Source organism: Peribacillus sp. YIM B13482 (genome assembly GCF_042787975.1).
Taxonomy (GTDB): Bacteria; Bacillota; Bacilli; order Bacillales; family DSM-1321; genus Peribacillus; species Peribacillus simplex_A.
Genome location: NZ_JBHZPF010000034.1, coordinates 36,719 through 53,592, shown reverse-complemented (window position 1 = coordinate 53,592; position 16,874 = coordinate 36,719). Strand labels below are relative to the sequence as shown.

General features: G+C 39.0%; 18 protein-coding genes, 1 riboswitch and 1 other annotated feature. Of the genes, 12 read left to right on the top strand and 6 right to left on the bottom strand.

Annotation, left to right across the window (positions count from 1 at the left end):
• The 5 genes from ACFX4L_RS16375 to galE form a co-directional block, all read left to right on the top strand.
• On the top strand, positions 1–246 hold a 246-nt coding region (locus ACFX4L_RS16375; protein ID WP_377405668.1), incomplete at its 5' end, for a hypothetical protein.
• A 128-nt stretch (positions 247–374) separates the two neighbouring features.
• A complete protein-coding gene (locus ACFX4L_RS16370; RefSeq protein WP_284469501.1) occupies positions 375–1,016 on the top strand; it encodes an NAD(P)-dependent oxidoreductase in 642 nt (213 codons plus the stop codon).
• Between the two features lie 326 nt (positions 1,017–1,342).
• The gene (locus ACFX4L_RS16365) at positions 1,343–3,085 is read left to right on the top strand and encodes a phospho-sugar mutase (RefSeq protein ID WP_377384867.1); all 1,743 of its coding nucleotides are present in this window, start codon (positions 1,343–1,345) and stop codon (positions 3,083–3,085) included.
• A gap of 323 nt (positions 3,086–3,408) precedes the next feature.
• Positions 3,409–4,296, top strand: coding sequence for a UTP--glucose-1-phosphate uridylyltransferase GalU (gene galU / locus ACFX4L_RS16360; protein ID WP_089362753.1), 888 nt, complete (start codon positions 3,409–3,411; stop codon positions 4,294–4,296).
• A gap of 228 nt (positions 4,297–4,524) precedes the next feature.
• Positions 4,525–5,496, top strand: a complete 972-nt coding sequence (gene galE / locus ACFX4L_RS16355) for a UDP-glucose 4-epimerase GalE (RefSeq protein WP_089362754.1) — start codon at positions 4,525–4,527, stop codon at positions 5,494–5,496.
• 304 nt (positions 5,497–5,800) lie between these two features.
• On the opposite strand, the gene ACFX4L_RS16350 is transcribed toward galE, so the two are convergent.
• From ACFX4L_RS16350 to ACFX4L_RS16340, 3 genes are all read right to left on the bottom strand, one after another.
• Positions 5,801–6,622, bottom strand: a complete 822-nt coding sequence (locus ACFX4L_RS16350; RefSeq protein WP_377384871.1) for an ATP-grasp domain-containing protein — start codon at positions 6,620–6,622, stop codon at positions 5,801–5,803.
• Between the two features lie 68 nt (positions 6,623–6,690).
• Positions 6,691–6,942 (bottom strand) — a binding site (T-box leader).
• A gap of 305 nt (positions 6,943–7,247) precedes the next feature.
• A complete protein-coding gene (locus ACFX4L_RS16345) occupies positions 7,248–7,967 on the bottom strand; it encodes a pentapeptide repeat-containing protein (RefSeq protein WP_377405666.1) in 720 nt (239 codons plus the stop codon).
• Positions 7,968–7,983: 16 nt separating this feature from the next.
• Positions 7,984–8,262, bottom strand: a complete 279-nt coding sequence (locus ACFX4L_RS16340; protein WP_375166274.1) for a PadR family transcriptional regulator — start codon at positions 8,260–8,262, stop codon at positions 7,984–7,986.
• Between the two features lie 404 nt (positions 8,263–8,666).
• Between ACFX4L_RS16340 and ACFX4L_RS16335 the strand changes: the two genes are divergently transcribed.
• A complete protein-coding gene (locus ACFX4L_RS16335; protein WP_377405664.1) occupies positions 8,667–9,299 on the top strand; it encodes a class I SAM-dependent methyltransferase in 633 nt (210 codons plus the stop codon).
• 134 nt (positions 9,300–9,433) lie between these two features.
• On the opposite strand, the gene ACFX4L_RS16330 is transcribed toward ACFX4L_RS16335, so the two are convergent.
• A complete protein-coding gene (locus tag ACFX4L_RS16330; RefSeq protein ID WP_377405662.1) occupies positions 9,434–9,556 on the bottom strand; it encodes a hypothetical protein in 123 nt (40 codons plus the stop codon).
• A gap of 187 nt (positions 9,557–9,743) precedes the next feature.
• On the opposite strand from ACFX4L_RS16330, the gene ACFX4L_RS16325 reads away from it, so the two are divergent.
• From ACFX4L_RS16325 to ACFX4L_RS16310, 4 genes are all read left to right on the top strand, one after another.
• A complete protein-coding gene (locus tag ACFX4L_RS16325; protein ID WP_377405660.1) occupies positions 9,744–10,436 on the top strand; it encodes a class I SAM-dependent methyltransferase in 693 nt (230 codons plus the stop codon).
• A 261-nt stretch (positions 10,437–10,697) separates the two neighbouring features.
• Positions 10,698–11,402, top strand: a complete 705-nt coding sequence (locus ACFX4L_RS16320) for a class I SAM-dependent methyltransferase (protein WP_377384879.1) — start codon at positions 10,698–10,700, stop codon at positions 11,400–11,402.
• Positions 11,403–11,827: 425 nt separating this feature from the next.
• Positions 11,828–12,661 carry an STAS domain-containing protein gene (locus ACFX4L_RS16315; RefSeq protein WP_284469509.1) on the top strand — a complete coding sequence of 278 codons (834 nt, stop codon included), beginning with the start codon at positions 11,828–11,830 and terminating at the stop codon, positions 12,659–12,661.
• Between the two features lie 138 nt (positions 12,662–12,799).
• Positions 12,800–13,204 (top strand): hypothetical protein, encoded by a 405-nt coding sequence (locus ACFX4L_RS16310; RefSeq protein WP_377405658.1) that lies wholly within the window; start codon positions 12,800–12,802, stop codon positions 13,202–13,204.
• Between the two features lie 49 nt (positions 13,205–13,253).
• Here ACFX4L_RS16310 and ACFX4L_RS16305 read toward each other — a convergent pair whose 3' ends face one another.
• Positions 13,254–13,910 (bottom strand): potassium channel family protein, encoded by a 657-nt coding sequence (locus ACFX4L_RS16305; RefSeq protein WP_061465174.1) that lies wholly within the window; start codon positions 13,908–13,910, stop codon positions 13,254–13,256.
• 23 nt (positions 13,911–13,933) lie between these two features.
• Positions 13,934–15,271, bottom strand: a complete 1,338-nt coding sequence (locus ACFX4L_RS16300; RefSeq protein WP_377384882.1) for a TrkH family potassium uptake protein — start codon at positions 15,269–15,271, stop codon at positions 13,934–13,936.
• A 170-nt stretch (positions 15,272–15,441) separates the two neighbouring features.
• Positions 15,442–15,584: riboswitch (cyclic di-AMP (ydaO/yuaA leader) on the bottom strand.
• A 332-nt stretch (positions 15,585–15,916) separates the two neighbouring features.
• Here ACFX4L_RS16300 and ACFX4L_RS16295 point away from each other — a divergent pair.
• Both ACFX4L_RS16295 and ACFX4L_RS16290 read left to right on the top strand, forming a co-directional pair.
• Positions 15,917–16,108 (top strand): hypothetical protein, encoded by a 192-nt coding sequence (locus ACFX4L_RS16295; protein ID WP_061465172.1) that lies wholly within the window; start codon positions 15,917–15,919, stop codon positions 16,106–16,108.
• A gap of 143 nt (positions 16,109–16,251) precedes the next feature.
• Entirely contained in the window at positions 16,252–16,842 is a 591-nt protein-coding gene (locus ACFX4L_RS16290; protein WP_377405672.1) for an MFS transporter, read from the top strand.
• Positions 16,843–16,874 lie beyond the last annotated feature (32 nt).

Below are 16,874 nucleotides of genomic sequence, written 5' to 3'. Positions count from 1 at the left end.
AATATATCATCGAAAACCGGAATATATCATCGAAAACCGGAATATATCATCGAAAACCGGAATATATCATCGAAAACCGGAATATATCATCGAAAACCGGAATATATCATCGAAAACCGGAATATATCATCGAAAACCGGAATATATCATCGAAAATCGGAATATATCATCGAAAACCGGAATATATCGACGAAAATCGGAATATATCATCGAAAATCGAAACTTACCAATCGTAATGACTCATAAGACTAAAGGCAGGATAAAATATATTTGACAAATCAGTGACTTGTAACTTATATTATTACATGTAAGTAATTCAGTTACAATTGAGAATTCAATTAAGGGTTCAAAAACGATATAGGAGGAATTTGAAAATGAAAATAGGTATTATTGGTGCGAGCGGAAAAGCTGGAAGTATGATTTTAAAAGAAGCATTGACTAGGGGGCATGAAGTTACGGCTATTGTCAGGGATCAAGCCAAAGTCCAAATTCAAGGAGCATCCGTACAGGAAAAAGACCTATTCGATCTGAAAGCTGAAGATATTAAAGCATTTGATGTGGTAGTGAATGCCTTTGGTGCTGCACCAGGGAAAGAACATCTGCATGTCGATGCAGGAAAAATCTTAATTGATGCCATGAAAGGGGCTCCTCAAACTAAACTGATCGTTGTTGGCGGAGCTGGAAGCCTTTTCGTTGACGAGGCGAAAACGATACGTGTACTGGAAACACCTGAATTCCCGAAAGAATACTTTGCAACAGCATCTAATCAATCCAAGAACCTTGAGGATTTAAATAATGCCACTGGAATCCAATGGACGTTCATCAGTCCTTCAGCCTTCTTTGATCCGCAAGGAAATAGAACAGGTGAGTATAAACTGGGGAAAGACAACCTTCTTGTAAACTCAAAAGGTGAAAGTTATGTAAGCTATGCCGATTTTGCCCTTGCAGTACTTGATGAAATAGAAAACCCGCAACACATCAATCAACGCTTTACGGTTGTTGCCGAAGCTGAATAATTTATTTGTAAGGTGATCCATTATAGTGGACATCAGCTCCTGTCTTAAGGGTAAGGAGGGGCTGATGTCCAAGATTACCGAATCCATCGCCATCCCCTGATTATTGCCTCCATTCAAATTCAATTGATTATCCATCCCTAACAAACCTTTTTATGTTGAAAATATTGACTGATATCCATTTATTGCTGATAATATAGCGAAGAAAGTCCTATGAATGGCTTTTTTTTTATTTCAGTGATAACTGTTAGTATTTAGCAGAACATCTAGATTTCCCAACAGGGAACCAGAAAGAAAGAAAGAAAGAAAGAAAGAAGGACAATGTGAAAATGGATTATAAATGTTCTTACCACTCATGGGTGAATTTCGAAGCCCTTGATGAGGAAATGAAGTCATTACTTAACAAGATGCAAGATGATGAAAAAAATATTGAAGATGCGTTTTATAAGAACTTGGAATTTGGCACAGGCGGTATGCGCGGGGAAATTGGGGCAGGTACCAATCGAATGAATCTTTATACAGTCCGCAAAGCAACATTGGGATTAGCCCATTATCTGCAATCGATGGGTGATGAAGCAAAGCGCAGAGGTGTCGCGATTGCCTACGATTCACGTTTTAAATCACCTGAATTTGCCTTGGAAGCAGCCAAGACCTTGGCTACTGAAGGGATCAAGGCTTATCTATTCGATGAGTTAAGACCAACGCCGGAGTTATCCTTTGCCGTTCGAGAACTGAATGCCTATGCTGGGATCGTTATCACTGCAAGTCATAATCCCCCTGAGTATAATGGCTATAAAGTGTACGGACCAGATGGTGCCCAGCTTCCTCCGGCTACTGCTGATAAGGTGATTGAATTCGTGAATGCGATTGAAAATGAACTTGCCATTTCGGTAAAAGATGAAGTGGCATTGAAAGCACAGGGCCTCATTGAGATTGTCGGAGAGGAAATCGATGCCGCTTATAATGAAAAGTTGCTTACTGTGCCCGAAAACAGAAATCTAAGCGAAGAAGTTGATGTGACAGTAGTATTCACACCACTTCATGGCACAGCAAATAAGTCGGTTAGGCGGGCTTTAAAAGATCTGGGATACGATAAGGTACATGTTGTTAAAGAGCAGGAATTGCCTGATCCCAATTTTTCGACAGTCAAATCACCGAACCCTGAAGAACATGCAGCATTTAAAATGGCCATTGAATTAGGAAATGAGGTATCGGCGGACCTGTTGATCGCAACAGATCCGGATGCAGATCGGCTCGGTATCGCCGTTAAAAATAAGAATGGCGAATATGTAGTGCTTACAGGTAACCAAACTGGTGCACTAATATTGGATTATCTTTTAAAAGAAAAGAAATCGAAACGCACTTTACCTCCCAATGGAGTTGTCTTAAAAACGATAGTGACTTCTGAAATAGGCCGCAGGATCGCAAATGAATATGGCTTAGGGACCATTGATGTATTAACGGGTTTTAAATTCATCGCTGAAAAGATCAACGAATATGAGAAAAGCGGTAAGCACACATTCTTATTCGGGTATGAAGAAAGTTATGGCTATCTAATCAAGGATTTTGCCCGTGATAAAGATGCGATCCAAGCTGCCGTTCTTGCGGTGGAAGTGTGTGCCTACTATAAAAAGCAGGGCATGGACCTATATGAAGGTTTGCTAAATATATTTGAAAAGTACGGATATTACCTGGAGGGACTCCAGTCATTGACCTTAAAGGGGATCGAAGGCGCTGGGCAGATTCAAGGGATACTGAATCAATTCCGTGAGGATCCTCCAAAGCAAATAGCCGGAAAAGCTGTAACTGTGCAGGAGGATTATCAAAGCGGCATGAAGCTGACGGTGGGCACCGATAAGGAAGAAGTCATTGATTTACCTAAATCAAATGTAATTAAGTACTTCCTTGAGGATGGCACATGGGTATGCTTACGGCCATCTGGGACAGAACCTAAAATCAAATTCTATTTCGGAATCCAAGGTGAAACGATGGAAGAAGCCGAGCTGAAGTTGAACCTAGTCATGAATGCTTTCATGGAAAAAATTAATGGGATGATCAATAGTACTAAATAAGTCAGTCTTTGGACCTGACAGCCGTATAATCAAGAAAATAAGGCCTTTTCCTGATATTCGTTCGGGAAAGGGCCATGTTTACTTTATCAGACGTTCCGTTCCAAGCTGGAGACGGTGAATAGTGTCAATTAGATGAAAGATTTACCCAATAAGTTTTAAATTATGAAGAAATTGGTATATAATAAATAGGATATAAAAAGTATTGAATATACAAACATTTTAACAAAAAACCAGACTATGTTACTATTAATATGGTGATTAAGAAAAAACTGTAAATTATATGGATTTAATTTTTAAAGTTGATATGGAGGAGTAACAAGAGTATGAAAAAAGTAAAAAAGGCTATAATTCCTGCAGCTGGATTGGGAACTAGATTTTTGCCTGCTACGAAGGCAATGCCAAAAGAAATGCTGCCAATAGTGGACAAACCAACTATTCAATATATTATAGAAGAAGCCGTGAAAGCGGGAATCGAAGATATTATCATTGTCACTGGAAAGAATAAACGTGCGATAGAAGATCATTTTGATAATGCATACGAACTAGAGAATAACTTGAGGGAAAAAGGGAAATTCGATTTATTGGAGAAGGTACAATACCCATCGAATTTAGCTAATATCCACTACATTAGGCAAAAAGAACCGAGAGGCCTTGGACATGCTGTTTGGTGTGCACGTAACTTTATTGGTGATGAGCCATTTGCAGTCCTTTTAGGCGATGACATCGTTCAAAGCGATGTGCCATCACTACGTCAATTAATCAACGAATATGATGCGACAGGTTCGTCCATCATTGGAGTGCAGCCAGTAAATGAGAATGAAACACATAGATACGGCATCATTGACCCGCTTACTCAAGAAGGCAGAAGATACGAAGTAAACCGATTCGTTGAAAAACCAGAACAAGGAACGGCACCATCCAATTTAGCCATCATGGGAAGATACATACTAACACCGGAAATATTTGATTTCTTAGCTAAGCAGGAAACAGGAGCTGGCGGTGAAATCCAGTTAACGGATGCTATCCAAAAACTGAATGAAATCCAAAAAGTCTTCGCTTACGATTTTGAAGGAAAACGTTATGATGTAGGAGTTGTTGATGGCTTTGTGAAAACGACAATTGAATTTGCCCTTCAACGTCCTGATTTAAGAGACGACATTATAAAAGAAATGGAAAATATCCTCAAGATGCATAAAGCAGGAATCAGATAGACCATTTTAAATAGAGAAAACACCTATGTGATACTATCCCCTTTAGGTAGAGAGTGTACTAAGACCAGTAACAATTTTGGATTGTACACGACTGCCTGGAGGGGATTATTATGGCTAAAAGGGCTAAAGTGTGCGATCCAGGGACGCCCAATTCTTAAGACGCGTGAGGTTTGTTGGGAGAACTTATAACGTAAAGAAGTCAGTTTAAAAAGAAAGGGTAAATATTATATGATTTTGGTCGTTGGCGGTGCAGGATATATTGGAAGTCATCTTGTAAAAGAGTTAGTGAATACAGAAGAGGTTGTCATTCTGGATAATCTCTCAACCGGTTTTCCTTCGCTGGTCGATTCGAAGGCCATCTTGGTAGAAGGTAATTTAGGGGACGAAGCGGTCTTGAATGAAATATTCCTTAAATATCCCATTAAAGCTGTAATGCACTTTGCTGCTAATAGCTTGGTTGGTGAGTCTGTCCAAGACCCTTATAAATACTATGATAATAATGTTGGTGCAACTCTTACATTAGTGAATACCATGCTCAAGCATGATGTTAGGAATTTCATTTTTTCATCAACGGCAGCTACTTACGGTATACCAAATGTGGATATGATTGATGAAGATCAGCCAACTGATCCGATTAATCCATATGGCCGCTCGAAATTGATGGTGGAGCAAATCTTAAGCGACTTTGCAAATGCATATGGACTCCACTATGTCGTTTTACGTTACTTTAATGCGGCTGGAGCACATGTGTCGGCAGAAATCGGTGAAAGTCATGATCCGGAAACACATCTGATTCCTATTATTTTACAGCATTTATTAGGTCAACGAGAGAAGATTTCCGTATTTGGTACAGACTATGACACGAAAGATGGCACCTGCATTCGTGATTATATTCATGTAACGGACTTAGCCAAAGCTCATATAATCGCGCTTCAAGCCCTATTGTCCGGGAAGAAGGATACGGCCATCTACAATCTTGGGAATGGAAAAGGATTTTCGGTTAAAGATGTAATCGACACTTGTGAAAAGGTCACAGGGGTGAAGCCGACCATAGAGTATGCAGACCGTCGCCCTGGAGATCCAGCCCGTCTGGTTGCTTCAGCTAATAAGATATATGAAGAACTTGGATGGAAAGCATCAATAGATTTGGAAGAGATTATTGAAAGTGCATGGAAATGGCATAAATCACAGATAGTTTAACAATTAAAAGTCGTTTCAGGCTGTAGACAAACTCGAAGAAAAGCGAGTTTGCCTGCAGTTTTTTTAGTTAAAAAACGTTCCATTTGATTTCGGCCGCCGACTGTATGCCAAGCCTCATCAAAGCACGCGTCTGTGGGATCTCGGCTAGCCAGTTATTCGACCTAACTCAAATTTTATTCGTCCGTTCACGAATTTTATTCGACCGTGCAACCCAGTTATTCGACCTAACTCAAATTTTATTCGTCCGTTAACGAATTTTTGCGACAATCTGAAACGACTTAATTAGAGGTCTTTCTTTGTTATTCTAAGCTTGAAGAGCTTTCTGTATTGACTTTTTCATCGCTTTTACAAAGTTCTGACGGGTTTCATCAGTTAATTCCAGCAAGGAAAGATAGGGATTTAAATCTTCCAGTTCAACCAATAAAAGTTCACCTTGCTCATTCCGGCATGCATCAACTCGTTGAATCCCCCAATCAAGATTATTCCATTCAATAAATTGCTGAGCAAAGGCTAAATCTTTTTCTGTAGGTGTGTATTCCTTTAATTCCCATCTTTTCTCTTTGTCTGGTGCATAAAGAGCATACTGAAATTCCTTATCGATAAAATAAAATGAAACCTCATACTCAAAGTTGATAAAAGGTTGTACCAATAGGTTCTTTGATTCTGAATCGATTTTATCCCCCAATTCATCTTTCGTGACAAATTCCAAACCGATGGAATCTGCACCATCTTTCGGCTTCACTATGTACAATGCTACATTAGGAAGTTTATTTAAAGAATCAAGGGTATCGATAGTTGGAATGACAGGAAATTGGGCATTCGTCAGTTCAATTAAGTATTCTTTCCCGTTCATATCAGCCTTTCCAATAAATGAATTGTAAGTTTTCAAACCAGTAGCCGCTCTATTGCGGAATGCTTGATACTTATCTTTAAAATTTGCTACTGGACCAGCATTTCGAAATACAATTAGGTCAAAGTCCTTTTCAAATGTTTCAGTGTCTTCAGGGTGACAAATGACCAATTGAAAATCTTCCCTAAGTTCCGAAGTAAGGAACAAATCCTCCTCATAATAATTTCTTCCTTTTGCTTCATAGTATAAATCTGTTACGAATAATAGTGTCTGCATTAGACCTTCACCTGCTTTGCCTTTATTTTCATTGATTTAACAGGATAAAAACAAAAAATCCCGTCTCATTAAGAGAGGAGATTCAGAACTCGCGGTACCACTCTTGTTTAATGGAATGCTTAGAAAGCACATTGCTGCCCTTTACAAACATAATTGTATGTTGTCCCTTATAACGGAGGAAACCGGTAAAGCTTACTAAAGGTTCGGCTTTACTTCTCAGAGATGATCTTCGGTTATTATCTGGACACTGGCTTTCAGCAAAGCACCAGCTCTCTTTGGAACAGAAACTATAACGTACTCTTTCTCTTCATGGAATGTTAAATAGATTAATTTGAGTTATTGTATAATAGTCAGAAAATAAAATCAATGGTTTTTACCAGCAAGGAAAACGGTTATTTCTCTTAATATAGGATGATTGTTACTTCCATACTTTAAATTCATGGATTTAAATTGAAAACGTAAAAACCCTGTGCTAAGACGTGTATTGTCTTAGCACAGGGTTCTTTAATCAATCATTCCCCCATGCTCATTCCTTTTAATACGACCGCAGTCAAAAACACGGTCACGCAAATGATTGAGGTGGATACAACAATCGCAATTGGTAAAGTCATTGGAAATCCCTCCTTTAGATGATGGTCACGCTGCTAAGATCAACCTTCGCACCATTTAAAAAGTTGTAAGTAAGTTTATCCATCGAAGCTCCAGTAAAGTCGATTTTCTTTAAATCGGACATCCGGAATTGAACATTGATGAGTGTGGCATCACGAAATGACGCCTTTTTCAATGAAGAACCCTCGAAAATGGTTTGGTTGAATGTTTCCCCATCAAATGTAAGACCAGATAAATTACAGCCTTTAAAATGGGTCTTATTATAAATGCTGTTCTTGAAAGTTACACCTTTTAAATTCGCGCTTTTAAATAAGGTGCTCGTTAAATTGACGTTTTCAAAGATGCATTTATTTAAGTTACTGCTTTTAAAAGTACTGTTCGTCAGGTCGGAATGGCTGAAATCAGAGCGGCTTAAATCGCAGGAATTGAATTTCCCGTCATGCACGGAAACCGAACGAAAGTCGGAATCCAATAAGCGATGTCTGGAATAGTCCATGTTTACCGCTTGCTCAAGCTCACTATAGTGAAGATTGAGTGAGTCCATGAGTTCTGATACTTCTCCAATTGAATCCACAGTCAGCTTATATGCTTCCTGCTCACTAGAGCCATTCTTTTTATGGTCATTGTATTTTTCGAGTAAGTTTTGCAGCAGTTCTTCTTCCAATTCATTTGCTGTTTTTGCATTTTTGTACGGTGCAAAAATGCCATGAACATGTGCATGCAGTTTTTCAATCACATTTCATCTTCCTTTCTTACAAGAGGCGTTCAAGTATTTGCTTGGCAAGTTCCCAATCATTTTTATTTTGCGTATATGTGTCTTCCCCGATGGGGGTGATTTTGTAATATTTCCTTCTTCCGCCTTGTGAAGCATCTCCCCAATAAGAGATGATGCATCCGTCCTTTTCTAGACGTTTTAAACTGGAATACATGGTCGCTTCCTTTAATTCATATTGCTCATTTGAACTCATATATATCAGTTTGCTGATTTCATAACCGTATTTATCGCCACTTTGCAGGAGTTTTAGAATCATCGTATCTACATGTCCGCGAAGCAGGTCAGAGGATAGCTGTCGTTGAACCAAATCCTCACCTCCTGTGGTATATCTTATAATGTATTACTATGACAGTCAAGGTAATTTATTAAAATGGTTGCAGGTGTAAGGTCTGTGTTTAAAAAGGTATGGCCTTTAGATTTGGAGGGTTGTTCTTTATGGAAAGAAATACAGGGAAACCTAATGTCGGACACGGCAGGAGCAAACTTATGATGATTTAAGGAAGAAAACCAATAGTGGGAACAGTTTTTTAGAGATATGGCATACCTGACCGTTATCGTGGAAGGAAACATCGCATTCTGAATGAACTTTACATATCCGCTTGGAAGGGATTTCATATGCTTTATAGAAGAAGTATGTAAGAGGCCGGGGAGGTATGGATGTTGAATAATTGGTGGAATAAAGTAATTTATAAGGTTTGGTCTCCAATATATGACAAAACCTTCAGTGCCCTCTTTTTAAAAGCCAGGAAAAGTATATTTGAAGAGATATCATTTCATGACAATGCAAAGGTTCTGTTTGTGGGCGTAGGAACGGGTGCCGATTTAGAGTTGATCAAGCACCTTGACCTTGAGATAACGGCGATAGACCTTTCGGCTGATATGCTAAAAAAGGCGATGGTTAAATATGGGGATAGATCGATCACTTTCCTGGAGATGGATGCACAGCATATGGAATTCGATAATGAATCGTTTGACTATATAGTTGGAAGTTTGGTCCTTTCCGTCGTACCTGATGCAAATGAATGTCTTCAGGAAATGATCAGGGTTTTAAAAGGCGAGGGTAAAATAATCATATTCGATAAGTTTATCTCTAAAGATGAACGGCTTTCATTACCCAAAAAGCTTCTGAGACCCATCATTAGATTTTTAGGTACAGATATTGGCTTGAGGTTTGAAGACTTGTTCAGTAGACATGAAAAAAATATGAAAATGGAAGAAGATCGATCGATCATGCTAAATGGAATGTATAGAAAGATAATTATCAGTAAACGGATAGAACGAGTAAAGACCTAAAAGGTGTGAAAATCATTCTGAAAAATGGAAGGGCTCAACGAAGTTTATTTTCTTCATCATGGTTTATAACCTTATATTTTTATAATGTTAATGAACTTACAGTACTCATATAGATTTGGTAATCTGAATGATTATTAATCATCGTTCATATACTCATCAATCATACCTTTTGTTTGTTTTGCCTTAGGTTGGCTTATTTTAAATAGATGTATAGAACAGAAAATTCCAATTAAGTCTTCCTTGGTTTTTCTAATCATCGTTATTACATCCTTTATGAGTATGCAAATGATTGGCCATGATTATATCTTTTCAATGCTTACTGCCATCAGTATTATTTTTAACCCTATTATTATTTTCTTGGAGATACGGAAGCTCTGTTATAGAGAGGTAGTTGTGGATTCTCTTAATCGGGTGGGATATTTTTTTCATCTAAGGGGGATTTATTTGTTTGTCAGTCTTGCCATTTTGATTGTTATAGTTATGGCTGCCAAAGTGATGGTAAAGAACAATAATATTGAGGAAGCTGGTGGAGGCATGTTTCAGAAGTGGATTGGGAGTCAATTGAAAAATCCGAAAGGACCTCTCTCCAAATGGGTGGGCAGGTATATGGAGAGAGGGAACCATACTATAAATGATTGGACAATTGGCTTATTGAATAGTAATGGAAACGAAAAAATTCTGGAAGTCGGAATGGGAAATGGCTCCACATTAACTAGATTGGCTCAAGTGAATATTCTTGGCAGAAATTATGGTGTCGATATTTCCGAAAAGATGGTCAAAGAAGCAATGAGGAGGAATAGGAAGTATCTGTACGATGGGGTGGTGGATATACAGGTAGCCAATATTGAAAGCTTACCTTTTAGAAATGACTTTTTTGATAAAGTATTCACCGTCCATACCATTTATTTTTGGGATGATATTGATCAAGGCATATGTGAAGCATACCGAGTGTTAAAACCGCATGGAATGTTATTTTTATCAATTATGGATAAAACTAATATGGAAATGATGGAGCAAACGAAGGACTTTAAACTGTATTCAATCCAGGAGATAGAAAGTAGCTTGGTACAATGCGGATTCAAGGACATCAGGATACATAATAGAGATGAGTTTTATTGTTTGGTAGCTAAAAAATAGGAACCTGTCCGTAATGTTGATAATGGGTTGTTTCTATCAAGGAGCGTAAGTATGGGAGCACCGTTGTCTATCATTTCTCGCCTTTCTAATGGATATTGAGCTGATCAACGGTTATTAAGTAATGTTGTATTATCAATCAGAAGGCAGTTTGAGTGCGACTTTGTTAGCTTTACGTCATATGTAACGATGCAGCTGTTACATGGCCGCCGGGCGAAATCGGTATAATTAAATTGTGGGATATAATGGGAAGAGGTGATGGTTTTGTCGGAGACGATTACAACCTATGAAGATCTATTGAACATGCTTGATTCGTTATTGCGTGAGCCAACTGCATTCTGGAATGGTTTTTATGAAGACCGGGAAAAGGGGGTTCCCTTTTTCGGAAATCTCCCTGATGAGAATTTGGTTCAATACTTTGATAGTGAGCTGCTTGGGTCTGGAAAGGTTCTTGAGCTTGGGTGCGGTCCTGGAAGAAATGCTATTTACCTAGCTCAAAAGGGCTGTTCTGTTGATGCGGTTGATCTTTCAAAGGAAGCCCTGGAATGGGGAAAAGAACGAGCGGCAGAAAAGAAAGTCCAAGTGAACTTCATTCAAAGGAATATATTTGAATTGGAAATTGAGGAAGGGCAATATGACTTCGTATATGATTCAGGTTGTTTTCATCATATCGCACCACATCGAAGGATCAATTATTTGGAGATGGTGAAAAAGGCGTTAAGGCCTAAGGGATTGTATTCGATTACTTGTTTTGTAGAAGGCGGCATATTAGGTGGTGCCGACATCTCGGATTGGGAGGTATATAGGCAAAGAAGTCTTAAAGGCGGATTAGGTTTTACTGAAGAAAAACTTAGAATGATTTTCAAGGAATTTGAAGTGGTGGAAATACGTAAAATGAGGAAAAAGGAAGAATCTGATGAAACCTTTGGGGTGCAAGGTTTATGGACGGCTTTATTTATGAAAAAGTAATGATCATTAGATGGGCGAAATGGTGATCGGATGGTTTAAAGGTTATGGATAGTGCGGCTCAATGCCACTAAACGGAGGAACTGGGAGCAGGTCCTTTTTTCACGTGAAAAGAAAATGGTTTGGATGAAGGTTAAATTGTTAACAAAAAATAAAAATGGCAAACTATAACAATAAAATGACCAGAATAATAGATGGATGTTTTTAAGAATCCTTTTTTAAAAAATCGGCAGTTGTATGGTTTCAAAAATAGCTGGGAAGGTAAATGGAAAGAGGGGACCATTGGGGGGATCTTCGATGCTTCCTTTGTTGATTGAATCGTTAACTTTCAATACCCTTACAATGCTGATTTCAGTCTTCCAGTAGCGATGATTTATCGATTGCTGAGACCAATTGGGATGATAAAAAAATAAATAGGTGGGGAATTTATGCACAGAAATAAAGAACTATATTCATTTTTATTAGGTGTTGCAGCACAATTGACTGAGGATTGGTACGCAACATTGAATAAAAATGATAAGGCGGGGGTTTATAGCTCACCTGATCCCGAAGTAATTAAAAAGCTTAAGCAACAAAATAATGAATTCCATTTACGTTTCTTTCAGGTCTTTGATACAGAGGAAAGGGAATACTTTGAGCATCTTGGTGAGTGGATTGAAGATATCGGTCAGGATGAGCAGCATTTAAACACACCCATCTATTTTATATTGAGGGAGTTCTTTCGAACGCAAGAGCAATACTTGGGTTATATTGATCAATTCGTGGCATTGCATGGAGATCAACATACACAGGAGGAAATAAACTCCTGGTACCGGATAGTGGTCAAGGTGCTCAGTGAAGTGATGGAGCGGTTTACGGAAGCGAATCATAGATATGCCAATAAAATTATGAAAGCCCAGCAGGCAACGATCGATGAATTGAGCTCGCCTATCATTTCCCTTAAAGATAACACGGCGTTGCTTCCCCTGATCGGTGATATTGACACGGCGAGAGGCATGTCCTTGCTTGAAAACACATTACAAAAATGCGCTGAAAAAAATGTCACCAGGCTTTTCATTGACCTATCGGGAGTCCATGCAATAGATAGTGTATCCGCCCACCAACTGTCACAATTGATTGAATCCTTAACTTTGATTGGAATCCGGACAACCCTTTCAGGACTTCGGCCGGAAATAGCCAAGACTGCTGTTAAGCTTCAACTGCCTTTTGATAAAGTGATGATAAAATCCACTCTTGCCCAAGCCATCAATACCATTAAATAATACATACGTATTCATGGCAGGGGAATGTTCGTTTTAGTGAAAAAAGTATAAAATCCATTCAAGAAGACCGCCATAAAGCGGCCTTCTTGAATGGGTAAACATAAAAATGAAACCGCTACAGAAAAGGGAGGTGGAACTATGGAAAGGCATATGACATTTGATGATGATGCGGGTATGGGCTATATCTATTTAGCCGAACCATTGAAGCACACCATTACAAAAACGGACGAGCTCCCGCTTAACGAGGATATCATTCTGGATTTCGGCAAAGGCATTCCAATCATAGGAATTGAATTGGAAGGTAAAACAGCCTTGAAAATTAAAGGTCTGGCTGATGAGATGCCTACATTCACAATAGGAATTACAGCTGATGGTGAAAGCTATTATTCCTTAAGATTGAATGATGTACTTGTAAAACGGTCAGTTACTCATCCTGATGCCAAGAAATTAGTGTTTCTCTTTTCAGATCCTGACTGCAGGGAATTTATAGGAATCGATATATATGACACGAAGTCCTATGATGAATCATTCTTAATCGGCTGATTTTAGTTCATCTTCATACAGCCAGAACCGGAAACGAGAAGGGGATCCATTATTCAATATTTGCAAAGACGGCTAGATCTTCTTTATTGCCAACTACTAAAAGCATATCTTTTTCATGGATATCCTGATCGGGTGATGGTGCTATGATAATTTCCCCATTACTCACGATGGCAATGACGCTGATATTATATTTTGCGCGTAAATCCAGCTCCCTGAGGCTTTTTCCCTTCATGCTCATGGGGACTATGATTTCCTCGATATTGTATTCTTTAGAGAGTTCAATATAGTTCAGCATGTTAGGGGACAGAAGCTGGTTCGCGACCCGTTCCCCCATATCCCTCTCAGGATAGATGACCCAGTCGGCTCCAACTTTAGTGAGCACCTGACCATGATTTTTATTAAGGGCCTTGGCAATCACCTTTTTGACCCCAAGCTCTTTTAAAAGCAAGGTAGTTAAAATGCTTGATTGCATATCAATTCCGATGGCTACGATGACACAATCGAAGTTGCGGATTCCAATGGATTTCAATGTCTCTTCTTCAGTCGTATCCGCAATGACTGCATGGGTAACGCTCAGTTCCGCATTCTCGACTCTTTCCCCGCTGATATCAATACCCAATACCTCTTGGCCAGCCGAATATAATCTATGGGCCACACTGGTTCCGAATCTGCCTAAACCAATCACGGCATATTGTCTTTTTCCCATCTTTTACACTCCTTCATTTATGTTTAACCAATCATGATTTTCCCTTTTGGACGTCGGAACGGATCTGGTTTGCGCCTCATAGCGATGGCGAAGGCCAAAGTCAAAGGACCCACACGGCCTGCAAACATCGTGAAAATGATGAGCATCCGGCCAACCGGTGATAATTCGGGGGTCAAACCCATTGAAAGTCCCACGGTGGCAAATGCTGAAGTGGCTTCAAATAAAATCATCAAGAAGTCACTTCCGCTTTCAGTGATGGTCAGCAGAATGGAAATGATTGAAACCATGAATACGCCAATGAATGTAACGGATAATGCTTTAAAGATCGTTTCACTCACAATGCGGTGCCGGAATAATACCACATCACCCTTTCCTTTAATCTGTGACCAGACCGTTCCGATAAGCGTCGCAAATGTGGTTGTTTTAATCCCGCCGCCAGTCGATCCGGGTGAAGCCCCAACGAACATCAAGAAAATGATGAGCAGTATTGTGGGTTGAGTCAAATCAGGGATATTCAGCGTATTGGAGCCGGCCGTCCTTGGTGAAACCGATTGAAATAGAGACGATAACGTTTTACCCATGAAAGATAAAGGCTGCAATGTCTTGGCATTACCGAACTCGAATAAAAAGATTAAAATTGCGCCGGCGATTGTAAGTGTCAGGCTAGTCATCAGAACAACCTTCGTATGTAAAGATAAACGATGGGTATCACGATATTCGTATAGTTCATTCATCACGATAAAACCTATTCCGCCAAACGTGATCAGGAAGGCGACCGTAAGGGTTACGAATGGATCCGATACATAAGGGGTCAAACTCTTGAATTCTCCCATTAAATCAAAACCGGCATTATTGAAATTCGATATGGAATGAAAAACCCCGTAATAGATCGCTTTGCCGATTGGCATGTCAAAAGAAAAGCGAATCGATAAGATAAGGGCACCCAAGCCTTCAATGATGGCCGTGAAAATTAAAAGCCGTTTTACTAACTTGACTATACCTGCCATGGAAAGATTATTTAAGGACTCCTGCAAGAGTAACCTGCCTTTTAAAGAAATCCTTTTGCCTAAAAGGAAAAAGAAAAACGTCGCAAATGACATGAATCCTAAGCCGCCTATCTGAATCAGTGTTAAGATGACCAATTCACCAAAAGTGGTGAAGGTCGTTCCCGTATCCACTACGACTAGTCCTGTTACACATGTAGCGGAGGTTGAGGTGAATAAAGCATCCAGAAAAGCAAGGCCGTTCCCATTTTCAGTGGAAATCGGCAGGGTCAGCAAATAGGCCCCAATAAGTATCAGGGTGGCAAAGCCGAGTACAAGGATTTTTGGCGGATCCAATAAATTTTTTGCTTTTATCAATTGATCATCCCTACCTAAAAATGACATGTGTAAAACTGTATGAATATCTTAACCATCAATCCTTTTATCAAATCCTTTTTTAGCATAATAAAAAGACCTGCGTAATCATCGAACAGCTATTTTGTCACAAAAAGCGTGCAAAAAAAAGCTCCCGAAATAGGCGGTCTTATGACCTCCTTCGCTTTAGCCGACGAAGTTAGCTGACGGGTAGGATGGCGAAAGAGCTGATCTCATCCCTTCTGCATGGCAGAATTAACCCCAAATGATTGGGTCCTCCGTACTCAATTCCTTTGAGTTTTGGCCGAAATGTATTAAATTGATAAACGTATTCTACTCCCAACATTTAGCAGTTGTAAACCCCTAAATTGTAAAAAAATATTTCTTTAATAAAACTGAAAATTTACGTTTTATTTACATTGATAAAACGTATTGACAAATATTAGTTAGCACATTATGATAGGTTCGATTAATCCGATTATGATAACAGTTTCGGTGTACTTGATTCAACACTTTCTAGCTGAACAGGTCATTGCCAATCAATGTTATTAATATATATAAATTATTTTTCTTTTGAAAAGCATAAAGAAAAAGTCATTGCATTCGTATTTAAAGGTTTCAGACATTTTATAAAAAAGGCGGGCAATTATGGAGAAGACGTTCAATAGATATGTTATTAACGCTACAGGCAAGGGTGGCCAGACATATTTAACACAATGCCAGGATAAAGATGCACTAAGGAAATGGATAGCCGATCATGAGGACCAAATCATAATGAATGAGTTAAGGATAACGGATAAGAAAAAGAATCCGTTTTTAAAATTGTTTTCCCTAAAGTAAATCAACTGAATCCAAACATTCATTTAACGGTATTCAATTATGTCATTCCTGTGTCTTATTCGGGAACGCTGAGCGAAAAATTCCTATCTTGTTTTGCTTTCAAACTCATTTAATTTTGAATGAGTTTTTTTGTTTTGAAAATTATGCTTATTTATTTCTTATTCAGCTGCATGGTGGTGATGGAAACGGCCATCGATTCCCAAGAAGCAGCGTTTGCCAAGGCCATACTCCTTTTGTCGGACAGCGATTACGGATTCCTTGTAAGCATCGCCGGAGCAGGTATCATTGCGGGTGCTATAGTCAATGCCGTATTCATCAGTAAAGTGCAAATCTCGTACATGATTGGTCTTGGATCTTTGTTTGTCTCGATAGGTTATATGGTCTATGCCTTTTCGAATTCCTTTTCAATGGCCGCCATCGGTTTTTTCATCATTGCCCTTTCATTGGCGTTTGCCAACACAGGCTTTCAAACCTTTTATCAAAATAATATTCCCGTGGAAATCATGGGCAGGGTCGGAAGTGTTTTTGGCTTGTTAGAAGCTTTATTGATCATCATCACTACCGTAATTGTTGGTGTTTCAGTTCAGTTCATTTCGATTCGGTTCGTGGTGATTTCAGGTTCAATGATCATGCTTGCTATATCCATTTTATTGTCCATGCTTAGTATGAAGGCCTCGAAGAGCAGGTATTATCAGGTTGGAAGGGGAGAGGTCAAAGCGGGGGAAAAGATGTAAGTTTAAAGGGGGATTATCCCATTTTATTATCC

What these genes read in the sequence shown, in the direction of transcription:
- ACFX4L_RS16340 (WP_375166274.1), bottom strand. Translation starts at nt 8,262, where the DNA reads ATGATTCTAAAACTCCTGCAAAGTGGCGATAAATACGGTTATGAAATC.
- ACFX4L_RS16305 (WP_061465174.1), bottom strand. Translation starts at nt 13,910, where the DNA reads ATGGGAAAAAGACAATATGCCGTGATTGGTTTAGGCAGATTCGGAACC.
- ACFX4L_RS16330 (WP_377405662.1), bottom strand. Translation starts at nt 9,556, where the DNA reads ATGATTAGAAAAACCAAGGAAGACTTAATTGGAATTTTCTGTTCTATA.
- ACFX4L_RS16295 (WP_061465172.1), top strand. Translation starts at nt 15,917, where the DNA reads ATGGAGAAGACGTTCAATAGATATGTTATTAACGCTACAGGCAAGGGT.
- ACFX4L_RS16350 (WP_377384871.1), bottom strand. Translation starts at nt 6,622, where the DNA reads ATGCAGACACTATTATTCGTAACAGATTTATACTATGAAGCAAAAGGA.
- galE (WP_089362754.1), top strand. Translation starts at nt 4,525, where the DNA reads ATGATTTTGGTCGTTGGCGGTGCAGGATATATTGGAAGTCATCTTGTA.
- ACFX4L_RS16370 (WP_284469501.1), top strand. Translation starts at nt 375, where the DNA reads ATGAAAATAGGTATTATTGGTGCGAGCGGAAAAGCTGGAAGTATGATT.
- ACFX4L_RS16365 (WP_377384867.1), top strand. Translation starts at nt 1,343, where the DNA reads ATGGATTATAAATGTTCTTACCACTCATGGGTGAATTTCGAAGCCCTT.
- ACFX4L_RS16290 (WP_377405672.1), top strand. Translation starts at nt 16,252, where the DNA reads ATGCTTATTTATTTCTTATTCAGCTGCATGGTGGTGATGGAAACGGCC.
- ACFX4L_RS16315 (WP_284469509.1), top strand. Translation starts at nt 11,828, where the DNA reads ATGCACAGAAATAAAGAACTATATTCATTTTTATTAGGTGTTGCAGCA.
- ACFX4L_RS16310 (WP_377405658.1), top strand. Translation starts at nt 12,800, where the DNA reads ATGGAAAGGCATATGACATTTGATGATGATGCGGGTATGGGCTATATC.
- galU (WP_089362753.1), top strand. Translation starts at nt 3,409, where the DNA reads ATGAAAAAAGTAAAAAAGGCTATAATTCCTGCAGCTGGATTGGGAACT.